This window comes from Flavobacterium johnsoniae UW101, from assembly GCF_000016645.1.
GTDB lineage: Bacteria > Bacteroidota > Bacteroidia > Flavobacteriales > Flavobacteriaceae > Flavobacterium > Flavobacterium johnsoniae.
Window position 1 is genome coordinate 2,256,884 of the sequence record NC_009441.1, and the last position, 13,132, is coordinate 2,270,015.

Here is a 13,132-nt window from a genome sequence, read left to right on the forward strand (position 1 = left end):
TGTTCGTTTTATATAAGATAAAGAAATTGACTATTTGGTTTTTTAGAATAACTTTTGAAAGAACAAATAAGGTCTTACTAAATTTTAAAGCACTGATCTTTAACATCCAATTAAATTTAAAATAATGTTATTAAAAAAATTACAGCTAAAAACAATTGATTACAAGTTAGTCTTAACAATGTGTTTTTTACTTTTTTTCACTTCAATAGTTTCAGCTCAGGAAATTATTAAGGATGTTGTAGCTGAAAAGCCTGCAGAACCAGTGCATGGTAAACAAAAAATAGACGGTATTATCGCTACAGTTGGAGATTATATTGTTTTAGATTCTGATATTGATAAAGGTTATTTAGAGATTTCAAGCCAGGGAGGTAATATTAAAGATATTACAAGATGCCAGATGCTTGGTAAACTTCTTGAAGATAAATTATATGCGCATCAGGCTATTCAGGATAGTATTATTGTGAGTGATGCCGAAGTTAGAGGTATGATGGAAGAACGTTTGAACTATATGATTCAACAAGTTGGAGACATAAATAAAGTAGTCGAATACTATAAAAAAAGTTCTGTAGAGGAATTTAAAACATATTTTGCTGACATCTTAAAAGAGCAGAAGTTAGCTTCTGAAATGAGAGATAAAATTGTTAAAGATGTAGAAATAACTCCTGAAGAAGTTCGTAATTTCTTTAGAAAAATTCCTAAAGACGAATTGCCGACTTTTGGAGCTGAAATGGAAGTAGCGCAAATTGTGGTAGAGCCAAAAGTTTCTAAGGAAGACAAGCAAAAGGTAATAGATAGATTAAATGCTATTAGAAAAGATGTTTTAGAAGGATCAAGCTTTGCAACAAAAGCTGTTTTATATTCTCAGGATCCTGGATCTGCACCAAATGGCGGTTACTACAAAATGACACGTAAAACACCTTTTGTAAAAGAGTTTAAAGATGTTGCATTTAGTTTACAGGAAGGTGAGATTTCTGCACCATTTGAAACTACTTTTGGATATCATATTATAATGGTAGATAAAATAAAAGGACAGGAAGTAGAATTACGTCATATATTAATTGCTCCAACCGTTTCTGAAAGCGCTTTAAAAGAAGCAAAAGAAAGAATTGCAAACATTAGAGCTAAAATTGTAAGCAAAGAATTGACTTTTGCAGACGCTGCAAGAACAGAATCTGATGAAAAAGAAACCAGAGCAAATGGAGGAACATTAATAAATCCTAATACTCAGGATACTCGTTTTGAATTGACTAAAATGGATCCAACTTTATACGGTCAGGTTTCAAATTTAAAAGATGATGAAGTTTCTCAGCCGCTTTTAAACACAGACGATAAAGGAAAGAAAACGTATAAGTTGATAACTGTAACAAACAGAATCGACGAACATACAGCTGATTATGCTAAAGATTATACTAAAATTAAAGAATTAGCATTAAAAGAAAAACAAATCAATGCGATAGCAAAATGGTTTGATACTAAGATTAAAGATACTTATATCAAAATTATTGGAGAATACAAAGATTGTACGTTTGCTAACAATTGGTTGAAAAAATAATTTTTATTAAATAAAGAAAAAGAGTTAGTTTTATGAATTCATTAAACTAACTCTTTTTAATTTTAAATATATTCATAAATGTCTGACGTAACAGCAATTCATAATTTAGTTCAGAAACGTAACGAATTAAAAAACGAAATAGCAAAAATAATTGTAGGGCAGGATGCCGTAATTGACGAAATTTTACTTTGTATATTTTCTGGAGGACACGCTCTTTTAATTGGTGTTCCGGGGTTGGCAAAAACGTTAATGATAAATACTTTATCACAGGCTTTAGGTTTAGATTTTAAAAGAATTCAGTTTACACCAGACTTGATGCCTTCGGATATTTTAGGAAGTGAAATTCTGGACGAAAACAGACATTTTAAATTCATAAAAGGACCAATATTTTCTAATATTATTCTAGCTGACGAGATTAATAGAACACCTCCAAAAACTCAGGCAGCTTTATTAGAAGCAATGCAGGAGCGTTCAGTAACAATTGCAGGACAAAATTACAAATTAGATCTGCCTTATTTCGTTCTGGCAACACAAAATCCAATTGAGCAGGAAGGAACGTATCCTTTGCCGGAAGCTCAGTTAGACCGTTTTATGTTTGCTATTAAACTAGAATATCCAACTTTTGAAGAAGAAGTAAAAGTGGTTAAACAAACCACATCAGATAATAAAGTAGAAATTAGACCATTGTTTACGGCTCAGGAAATTATTGATTTCCAGCATTTAATTCGTAGAATTCCAGTAGCAGATAATGTTATTGAATATGCTGTGACATTAGTGAGTAAAACTCGTCCCGATAATGCTTTGACAAATGATTTTGTAAAAAACTATCTGGATTGGGGAGCAGGGCCGAGAGCTTCGCAAAATTTAATTTTAGCTGCAAAAGCCCACGCTGCTTTTAATGGTAAATTTTCACCGGATATTGAAGATGTAAAAGCAGTAGCAACCGGAATTTTACGTCACAGAATTATTAAAAACTACAAAGCAGATGCAGAAGGAATAACTGAAGAAGTTATTATTAAAAAGCTGATGTAAATTATAATATAATAAATTGGAAAAAGCTTGATAATCTTATCGGGCTTTTTTGTTTTTTATTTGAAATCAATATTAAGAATTTGTCAATTTTGACATGAATAGATGAAGGTCGAAATGACGTTAAAAATTGCAACTATAACGTTATAATTATTTATTTAGAAAGATTCTTTATCAAAATAGGTGTAAAATCTTACTTGCTTCCTAACATTAAATTTCGACTTTGTTAATGAAAAGATTTTAAAATATCAATAATTCATTTTTTTAATACAAAATTGATATTTTAGCAAAAACAAGCAGTGAAAATCGTTTTTTAACAATAATAATTTTTGAAAAGGCGACTTCTATTATATTTTTTTTAATTATCGGCTTTAATGCTTAAATTTGCATAAAAAAAATAAATCTGCCTTAATTATGAACATTTATAAGGATTATATCCAAGAAATTGAAGAACGTAAAAATCAGGGACTTCACCCAAAACCAATTGATAGTGCTGAATTATTAAGCGAAATTATTGCACAAATTAAAGATACAAATAACGAATACAGAGAAGATTCTCTTAAGTTTTTTATTTACAATACTTTACCAGGAACTACAAGTGCTGCTGGTGAAAAAGCTAAGTTTTTAAAAGAGATTATTCTGGGTCAGTCTGTTGTAGCAGAAATTACACCAGCATTTGCTTTTGAATTATTATCTCACATGAAAGGCGGGCCTTCTATCGAAGTGTTACTTGATTTAGCTTTAGGTAATGATGCTGCTATAGCAAAAGAAGCAGCAAAAGTTCTTAAAACACAAGTTTTCCTTTACGAAGCAGATACAGATCGTTTAGTAGAGGCATTCAAAAATAATAATACAATTGCTAAAGAAATCCTTGAGAGTTATGCTCAAGCAGAGTTCTTTACAAAACTTCCAGAAGTAGCTGACGAAATTAAGGTAGTTACATTTATTGCTGGTGAAGGTGATATTTCAACAGATTTACTTTCTCCGGGTAACCAAGCGCACTCTCGTTCAGATCGTGAGCTTCACGGACAATGTATGATTACGCCTCAGGCACAGCAGGAAATTAAAGCATTACAAGCACAGCATCCAGATAAAAGCGTAATGTTAATCGCTGAAAAAGGAACAATGGGAGTTGGTTCTTCTAGAATGTCAGGTGTAAACAACGTGGCACTTTGGACAGGAAAACAAGCAAGTCCTTATATTCCATTTGTTAATATTGCTCCAATTGTTGGAGGAACAAACGGAATTTCTCCAATTTTCTTAACAACTGTAGATGTTACTGGCGGTATTGGTTTAGACCTTAAAAACTGGGTTAAAAAAGTTGATGCTGACGGAAATGTTATTCGTAACGAAAATGACGAACCAATTTTAGAGCAAACTTATTCTGTTGCTACAGGAACGGTTCTTACAATCAATATTAAAGAGAAAAAGCTTTATAACGGAGATCAGGAATTGATCGACATTTCTAAAGCATTTACTCCTCAAAAAATGGAATTTATCAAAGCAGGTGGTTCTTATGCTATCGTATTTGGTAAAAAACTTCAAACATTAGCAGCAAAAGTTTTAGATGTTGAGGCTCCTCTTGTATATGCTCCGTCAAAAGAAGTTTCTTATGAAGGACAAGGCCTTACTGCAGTGGAAAAAATCTTCAACAAAAATGCAGTTGGAATCGCTCCGGGTAAAGTATTACACGCTGGTTCTGACGTTCGTGTTGAAGTTAATATTGTAGGTTCTCAGGATACTACAGGTTTAATGACTGCTCAGGAATTAGAATCTATGGCAGCTACAGTAATTTCACCAATCGTTGATGGTGCTTACCAGTCAGGATGTCATACTGCTTCTGTTTGGGATAAAAAAGCACAGGCAAACATTCCAAAATTGATGAAATTCATGAACGATTTTGGTTTGATCACAGCTCGTGACCCAAAAGGTGTTTATCATTCAATGACAGACGTAATCCATAAAGTACTTAACGATATTACTATCGACGAGTGGGCAATCATTATTGGTGGTGACTCTCATACAAGAATGTCAAAAGGTGTTGCTTTTGGTGCTGACTCAGGAACTGTTGCTCTTGCATTGGCTACTGGAGAAGCTTCAATGCCAATTCCAGAATCTGTAAAAGTTACTTTTAAAGGAGATATGAAAGGGTATATGGATTTCCGTGATGTGGTTCATGCTACTCAAGCGCAAATGCTTCACCAATTTGGAGGAGAAAATGTATTCCAAGGAAGAATTATTGAGGTTCACATTGGAACATTAACAGCTGACCAAGCCTTTACATTTACTGACTGGACTGCAGAGATGAAAGCAAAAGCTTCTATTTGTATTTCTGAAGATGATACTTTGATCGAATCATTGGAAATTGCTAAAGGCAGAATCCAAATCATGATCGACAAAGGAATGGATAACGATAAACACGTTCTTCAAGGATTGATCAACAAAGCTGATAAGAGAATTGCTGAAATTAAATCGGCAGAGAAACCAGCTTTAACTCCAGACGCAAATGCTAAATATTATGCTGAAGTTGTAGTTGATCTTGATTTAATTGCAGAGCCTATGATTGCTGATCCAGACGTAAATAATGCTGATGTTTCAAAAAGATACACGCACGATACTATTAGACCTTTATCTTTCTACGGTGGAGTGAAAAAAGTAGATCTTGGATTTATTGGATCTTGTATGGTTCATAAAGGAGATATGAAAATCCTTGCTCAAATGTTGAAAAATGTTGAAGCACAAACAGGAAAAGTGGAATTCAACGCTCCTCTTGTTGTTGCTCCTCCAACATATAACATTGTAGATGAATTGAAAGCTGAAGGTGACTGGGAAGTATTACAGAAATATTCTGGTTTTGAATTCGATGATAATGCTCCAAAAGGTGCTGCGCGTACAGAATATGAAAACATGTTGTATTTAGAGCGTCCAGGTTGTAACCTTTGTATGGGTAACCAAGAAAAAGCTGCAAAAGGAGATACGGTAATGGCAACTTCTACGCGTCTTTTCCAAGGAAGAGTTGTAGAAGATAAAGAGGGTAAAAAAGGAGAATCATTACTTTCTTCTACTCCAGTTGTAGTATTGTCTACAATTTTAGGAAGAACTCCTACTATTGAAGAATATACAGCAGCTGTAGATGGTATCAACTTAACTAAGTTTGCGCCTTCAAACAAATCGTTAGTAATGTAATCTTACGATTATTAATATTATAAAGCCCGAGTGATAAACTCGGGCTTTTTCTTTTATAGCTCTTCTATTTTTTGTAACTTGTCATGTTCAAAATAAAAAAACAAAACAATAAACTTATGGCTTTTGATATTGAAATGATAAAAAAAGTGTATGAGAACATGCCGGAACGTGTTGATAAGGCACGCGAGCTAGTTGGTCGTCCACTTACTTTGACAGAGAAAATTTTATATAATCACCTTTGGGATGGAGTACCATCTCAAGTTTTTAAAAGAGGTGTAGATTATGTTGATTTTGCACCAGACCGTGTAGCGTGTCAGGATGCTACAGCACAAATGGCATTATTGCAGTTTATGCATGCCGGAAAATCTAAAGTAGCAGTTCCAACAACGGTGCATTGCGATCACCTGATTCAGGCAAAAGTAGATGCTGCAACTGATTTGGCGAGAGCTAAAACGCAGAGTAATGAAGTTTTTGACTTCCTATCATCTGTTTCTAATAAATACGGAATTGGTTTCTGGAAACCAGGAGCAGGAATTATTCACCAAGTAGTACTTGAAAACTATGCTTTCCCTGGCGGGATGATGATTGGTACCGATTCTCACACGGTAAATGCCGGAGGTTTAGGAATGGTAGCAATTGGAGTTGGTGGAGCAGATGCCGTTGATGTTATGTCGGGTATGGCTTGGGAACTTAAATTTCCTAAACTTATTGGAGTAAAACTAACTGGTAAATTATCAGGTTGGACCGCTCCAAAAGATGTTATTTTGAAAGTAGCAGGTATTTTAACTGTAAAAGGAGGAACAGGTGCTATTGTTGAATATTTTGGCGAAGGAGCAACTTCTATGTCTTGTACTGGTAAAGGGACTATTTGTAATATGGGTGCTGAGATTGGAGCTACAACTTCTACTTTTGGTTATGATGCTTCAATGGGACGTTATCTTCGTTCTACAAACCGTGCCGATGTTGCCGATGCTGCAGATAAAATTGCGCCATACCTAACAGGAGATCCTGAAGTTTATGCTAACCCAGAAGAATATTTCGATCAGGTTATCGAAATTAATTTATCTCAATTAGAGCCGCACTTAAACGGACCATTTACTCCAGATTTAGCTACTCCGATTTCTAAAATGAAAGAAGAAGCAATCAAAAATAACTGGCCGTTGCAAATTCAGGTAGGATTAATTGGTTCTTGTACAAACTCTTCTTACGAAGATATTTCTCGTGCAGCTTCTTTAGCAAGACAAGTTGCAGCAAAAAACTTAAAAACAAAAGCTGAGTTTACCATTACTCCGGGTTCTGAAGTAGTTCGTTCTACAATAGAAAGAGACGGTTTTATCGATACGTTCCATAAAATTGGAGCAACTGTTTTTGCTAACGCCTGCGGACCATGTATTGGTATGTGGGATAGAGATGGAGCAGAGAAAGAGGAAAGAAATACAATTGTTCACTCTTTCAATCGTAATTTCTCAAAACGTGCAGATGGTAACCCTAATACACTTGCTTTTGTAGGTTCTCCAGAATTGGTAACTGCAATGGCAATTGCGGGTGATTTAGGTTTTAATCCATTAACAGATAAGCTGATTAATGAAGATGGAGAAGAAGTAATGCTGGATGCTCCAACAGGGGATGAACTTCCTGCTAAAGGTTTCTATGCTGAAGATCCAGGATTTCAGGCTCCGGCAGCGGATGGTTCAGGTGTTCAGGTTGTGGTAAATCCAACATCAGAGCGATTACAATTACTAGCTCCTTTTGACGCTTGGGACGGAAAAAATATTACTGGTGCTAAATTGTTAATCAAAGCATTCGGAAAATGTACTACAGACCATATTTCTATGGCTGGACCATGGTTACGTTTCCGAGGACATTTAGACAATATTTCTAATAATATGCTTATTGGAGCTGTAAATGCTTATAACCAAAAAACAAACTCTGTTAAAAATCAATTAACAGGTCAATACGATGCTGTTCCTGCGGTTGCTCGTGCATACAAAGCAGCTGGGGTTCCTTCTATTGTGGTTGGGGATCATAACTACGGAGAAGGTTCTTCTCGTGAACATGCGGCTATGGAGCCTCGTTTCTTAGGTGTTAAAGCGGTATTAGTGAAATCTTTCGCTCGTATCCATGAAACTAACCTTAAAAAACAAGGTCTTTTAGGATTGACTTTTGCTAATGAAGCAGATTACGATAAAATTCAGGAAGATGATACAATTAACTTCTTAGATTTAACTGAATTTGCTCCTGGTAAGCCATTAACATTAGAGTTTGTGCATGCAAATGGCACAAAAGATATCATTTTGGCAAACCATACTTATAACGCTGGACAAATTGGATGGTTTGTTGCAGGTTCTGCATTAAATTTAATTGCAGCAGGAAAAGCTTAATTTTTTAAGATTCGATTATACTTAAAAAGCGCTCTGTATATACAGAGCGCTTTTTTATTTGAAATTAATTTTGTCTGATTTGATTTCTAATGTTTTAATTCTATTTGGTTTAGTTGTTTGAAATTCATCAATTGAGATGCTGTATGTGTTTGAAGAAGGAGTTTTAGAATAATCATTATGTGTATAGCCGCCAATTATATAAAGTTTGTCATTGTAAAAATGCATAGAACAAGATTTTAAACCCAGATCAATTTTATATTCTTTAAGCTGTTTTGTTTTTAAGTGATAGGTGTATAGTATTGTGTCTTCAAAAAAATAAATGATATTGTCATGATAAATTATTGCTGGTCTTTCTAATCCTGAAAATAATTCACCTTCAATCTGCCATTTTTGTGTAATCAAATCAAAAGTTTCAATTTCAGGCAGAGGCTGGCTGTTATTTCCTCCAATAAGATATATTTTATCATTAAGCAGGATTCCTGTAGTTTCTTTTGCAGTTGGCATGTTGTCTAGTTCATACCAATAACCAGAAGGAATGTTGTACATATGTACTTTGTTGGTGAAAGTTTTTTTACCGCTTTCGGTCATTTTTATAGAACCACCCATTATAATAATATTGTCTTTATAAGTAAACGAAGCAAAATCTGCAGCTTGATGCGGATTTGTATTGTCAACTTTTATAGTTTGATCACTAAGGTTTAAAACTTCAATCTGATCTTGCAAGTATTCAAATTTTCCATTTACAGAAATTCTTTTTCCGCCTAAAACATACACTGAATTATCATATAAGTGTGCATTGTGATATGCTCTTTTTATGAATTTTATGGGAGAATCTTCCCAAGTATCAGTTTTAATATTGTACGTAGAGAAATCCCCTTTGTAAAACAAAAAAGTTGAATTTCGGCTTAACTCATCTTGAAGATCTTTTAAAGTGGGTGCGGCTTTTTCTGCGGTAACTTTCTTCCATGAATCAGCTTCACGAGATCCATTCCCGCCTATAACATAAATTTTATCGTTGTTTAAAAACGATCCAAAAGAGAAGATAGGAAATTTTAAAGGAGCCAGTTTATTAAAGTTCAGCTTTGATTTTAATTTTAACTGATGATTGGCTGTAATTGTCAATTCAGATAAATTCTCGACTTCATTAGCCAGAAAGATAGTGAAATTTGCTTTCTTAAAGTCTTCAAGACGTACTTTTAGGCTGGTAAAACCAATATGAGAGAATTCTAAAATTTCATCGTTTTTAAATTGCGGAAGCAGCTTTAAAGAGAATTTTCCGTTCAGATCAGTTATAGTTCCTACTTTGCTTGACAAGGCAAATACATTGGTGTTTTCAATAGGAAGATTTTCTTTTTGAGAAAATACTTCGCCATTTATATTTTGTGAAATAGAAAAAAAAGGAATGAAAATAAAAATCAAGAGTAATTTTTTCGCCATTTTTTAGGTTTCAAATTTTGGATTTTTTGGAAAAAAAGAATGCTAAATGTAAAAAACTGCATTTCAAAAAGTTGGCTCAATTTTTATACCGAGGTTGTTAATTTGAAGTAAATTAGTTGTTAAAAAACGTGGAAATTTTACTTTAAAAAGTTAAATTCGCCTTTTAGGCAATATATTTGTGCTTTTTGAGTTTCAAAATAGTGTCTAAACTTAAAAAAGGAGTTATAACTTTAATAGGTGAGTATGGTTTTTAGATTAATTATAGTATTGTTTTTTTTTAGTGTTGGTGTTTTTTCTCAGGAAAAATTTATCAAACATAAAATTTCAAAAGGAGAAAACCTTACTGTAATTGCTAAAAAATATGGAGTAAAGGCAAAAGACATTCAAGAAGCGAATCCAAATGCTCCTAAAATTTTAAAACTAAATTCGGTTTTATTGATCCCGAATAAAAATGTAAAGTCAGCTCAAAATTCTACACCATCAATAGCGAACAATACTTCTGTAAATACTACTCCTGGTTCGCACGAAGTTTTACAAAAAGAAACACTTTGGGGAATCTCTAAAAAATACAATGTTAGTGTTGATGATTTGAAAAAAGCAAATCCTGCGCTGGAAACGGAGGGACTGAAAATTGGACAGCAAATCGTTATTCCAGTAAATACAGCAGCCATTGCTGAAAATACAGCTCCGGAAACAGAAAAACCGGAAATCATTTCTTCTACAGATGTTGACCTTGAGGTTAAAGTACAGCCAAAAGAAACAAAATACGCAATCGCAAAAAAATACGGAATAACAGTAAAAGAACTGGAGCGTCAAAATCCTTCTATAAAAGCTAAACTTCCAGTTGGATATGTTTTGAAAATCAAAACAACAAAAGAGAAAGCAGATGCTGTAAATGCTTTGAATGAACCTAAGACATTATTAGACGAAAGTTTTGGTTCTGAGCCTCAAATTGCAGATAATAATACAGCAGTTAAAAAAGATTCTACATTTGTTTATAATGGAAATCATTCTGGATTAATCGACCAGATTATTGTAAGTGCAACTGAAAATATTGGAACCCGTTATCGTTCAGGCGGTACTACAAAAGCAGGTTTTGACTGTTCAGGTTTAATGTTCTGCACTTTTGGAAATTTTGATATAAAACTGCCAAGAAGTTCAATCGAACAATCTCGTATAGGAACTAAAGTAGCTTCTGCAGAAGCGCAAAAAGGAGATTTGATTTTCTTTAAAACTAACGGCAGACGTCATATTAATCATGTAGGAATGGTGGTTGAAGCAGCTGACGGAGAAATTAAGTTTGTGCACTCATCAACACATGGCGGAGTTATGATTTCTTCTACAAAAGAACCTTATTATCAAAGAACTTTTTCTCAGGTAAACCGTATTTTAGAATAAGAAACTATTTAAAAATTGCTTTTTTAATTCTTCAACCGGAATAGGTTTGTTTAAAAAATCACAAACATATTCGTTTTTTCTAATTTGTTCTATTTCATCAGAATCTAAAGTTGAAGAAACTACATAAATCTGAGTTTCCTTTTGAATTTCCATATTAAGCGTTTGAAATATATCTAAAAATTCAAAACCATTCATTATAGGCATTTGTATGTCTAATAAAATGACTAATTTCTGCTTTGCCTTTTTATTCTTTATAATCCATTGCAGGCCTTCTAATCCATTATTGGCAATAGCAACTTGGTTTATATCAAGAATTTTTTTCAGTAATTGTTTTGTAACAAGCTGATCAATTAAGTTGTCTTCAATTAATAATATAGTTGAGTTAAATTCCATAAGAAGTTGGGATAGCTACAATAAATTTACTTCCAATGTTGTTTTCAGAAACAACTGAAATATTTCCTTTAATATTTTCGACAGCTTCTTTTACAATATAAAGACCTAATCCAGATCCTTTATTTTTGTTTGTTCCAAAGTACATTTCAAAAATATAATCTTTACAATCTTCTTTAATACCTATTCCGTTGTCAGAAACCTCAATTCTGTTAAAGCCGTCAGAAAGATAAGTCTTAATAGAAATAAACATTTCTTGTTTACTGTTGTCGGCATATTTAATTGCATTAGAAAGTAAGTTGCTGATAATGATTTTTAAACGCAGACCATCGCTCTGAATTTGATCTATCTCTAATTCTTGTTTAAAAGTAATTTTGCTTGCATTTTCAATGTGCATCAATTGAGAAATAGCTTCGTTGAAAATCTCCTTAAGGCTTACAGGTTCAATAACGATTTGTTTTCTTTTGTTTTTAGAATAATCAATAATATCACTTATAAATTGATCCTGCTTCGTTAAACTTTGATGCATTAATTTTAAATAGTCTTTTATTTGATCAATGTCATCTTCCAATTGTGTAATCTCAATCAGACCTTTTAAAGATGTAATAGGAGATCTTAAGTCATGAGAGGCGCTGTAAACAAAGCGGTCTAATTCATGATTAACTAAAGTTAGATTCTCATTCTTAACTTCAATTTCCTTTTTAGAAATGGTCAGGCGTTTTACCATTATTGAATAATAAGAGCAAACACTTAAAACGATTATTAAAATAAAAACGATGTTGGTGATTGTTAAAAGTGTTTTTATTTTTCGGGTTCCTTCTCCCAGAGTATTCGAGAAATTACGCTGATTGATAGTAAGCTTATCGCTGATACGGCTGATTTTAAGAATGAATTTCTTTTGATCAGCTTCAGTCAATGAATTACGTTCGATTTTTGCATTAATTTGAGTTCCAATTATAAAAAGTTCATCAATTAAATTATCTCCTTGTTCCCATTCGTGAATTGCTTTTGCCAGAAATGAAACTTTTTTAAAGTTTACAAACAGCCAGACAATATCATCTAAATCATCTTTATGATTACGGCCGGCTAAAAAACCTTTTCTTGCTACCTCATTATCGCCTGCCTTTAAAAGAGTTTTTCGGGCAATTCCATCGCCTTGAGGAACTTTTAATTCTTCTTTGTATAGTTTCCATTGATTTGGGTCTTTGTTGTAGAGATAAGTGATAAGATGACGTGAAGCATCTTTTTGCCCCTTAGAATAATGTGATTCTCCATTAACATAAGCCCTGTTGGCAGATAAAATTTTAATTGTGAAAAAATTAATGCAGATCAATAATGCACAAGAAATGAATACGATTAATATTAAAATAAACACATTCGGCAAACGGAGGCTTCGTAAAGAACGAACCTTATGCATGATTTTCATATTAGTAGGTTTAATATTAATGTTCTGCCTTATGTTTTGATTGTTTAGTTTATTCTTAAAATAATCTTGAGGCTGATTATTTATAAGAAATTAAAATAAACAATTGTTAATAAAAATATCTAAATTTTAAGACTAATGAAGTCTTTTATCAAATTTAGTAAAAAATACGAATCTTTTTACAAGACTAGTTATTTTTTGTTTCTTATTTTTGTTTTAAATATAATTAATTGATTTTTAATGTTTTAGTGTTATATTTTTCTGTATGAATTAAAACGTGTAATTTTATTTCTGCTGTTTTTAAATGAAAACACAGAAATTAATATTGGATTTTTG

8 protein-coding genes are annotated in these 13,132 nt (G+C 32.9%); 5 read left to right on the forward strand and 3 right to left on the reverse strand.

Going from position 1 to position 13,132, the window contains the following annotated elements; translation table 11 throughout:
• Positions 1-124: 124 nt before the first annotated feature.
• The 4 genes from FJOH_RS10140 (at position 125) to FJOH_RS10155 (ending at position 8,148) form a co-directional block, all read left to right on the forward strand.
• Positions 125-1,552: a peptidylprolyl isomerase gene (locus tag FJOH_RS10140; RefSeq protein ID WP_012024021.1), complete on the forward strand. Its 1,428-nt coding sequence runs from the start codon at positions 125-127 to the stop codon at positions 1,550-1,552.
• A 78-nt stretch (positions 1,553-1,630) separates the two neighbouring features.
• Positions 1,631-2,584 (forward strand): AAA family ATPase, encoded by a 954-nt coding sequence (locus tag FJOH_RS10145; protein WP_012024022.1) that lies wholly within the window; start codon positions 1,631-1,633, stop codon positions 2,582-2,584.
• A 411-nt stretch (positions 2,585-2,995) separates the two neighbouring features.
• Positions 2,996-5,767 carry a bifunctional aconitate hydratase 2/2-methylisocitrate dehydratase gene (locus FJOH_RS10150; RefSeq protein ID WP_012024023.1) on the forward strand — a complete coding sequence of 924 codons (2,772 nt, stop codon included), beginning with the start codon at positions 2,996-2,998 and terminating at the stop codon, positions 5,765-5,767.
• A 116-nt stretch (positions 5,768-5,883) separates the two neighbouring features.
• Positions 5,884-8,148, forward strand: a complete 2,265-nt coding sequence (locus FJOH_RS10155) for an aconitate hydratase (RefSeq protein WP_044048275.1) — start codon at positions 5,884-5,886, stop codon at positions 8,146-8,148.
• Between the two features lie 54 nt (positions 8,149-8,202).
• Here FJOH_RS10155 and FJOH_RS10160 read toward each other — a convergent pair whose 3' ends face one another.
• A complete protein-coding gene (locus tag FJOH_RS10160) occupies positions 8,203-9,585 on the reverse strand; it encodes a Kelch repeat-containing protein (RefSeq protein WP_012024025.1) in 1,383 nt (460 codons plus the stop codon).
• A gap of 243 nt (positions 9,586-9,828) precedes the next feature.
• On the opposite strand from FJOH_RS10160, the gene FJOH_RS10165 reads away from it, so the two are divergent.
• The gene (locus FJOH_RS10165; RefSeq protein ID WP_012024026.1) at positions 9,829-10,983 is read left to right on the forward strand and encodes a C40 family peptidase; all 1,155 of its coding nucleotides are present in this window, start codon (positions 9,829-9,831) and stop codon (positions 10,981-10,983) included.
• Here FJOH_RS10165 and FJOH_RS10170 read toward each other — a convergent pair.
• Both FJOH_RS10170 and FJOH_RS10175 read right to left on the reverse strand, forming a co-directional pair.
• Entirely contained in the window at positions 10,975-11,376 is a 402-nt protein-coding gene (locus tag FJOH_RS10170) for a response regulator (protein WP_012024027.1), read from the reverse strand. The genes FJOH_RS10165 and FJOH_RS10170 overlap by 9 nt on opposite strands.
• Complete coding sequence (locus tag FJOH_RS10175; RefSeq protein WP_012024028.1) at positions 11,366-12,799, reverse strand: sensor histidine kinase; 1,434 nt, start codon at positions 12,797-12,799, stop codon at positions 11,366-11,368. Before FJOH_RS10175 ends, FJOH_RS10170 begins: the two co-directional genes overlap by 11 nt.
• Positions 12,800-13,132: the final 333 nt, after the last annotated feature.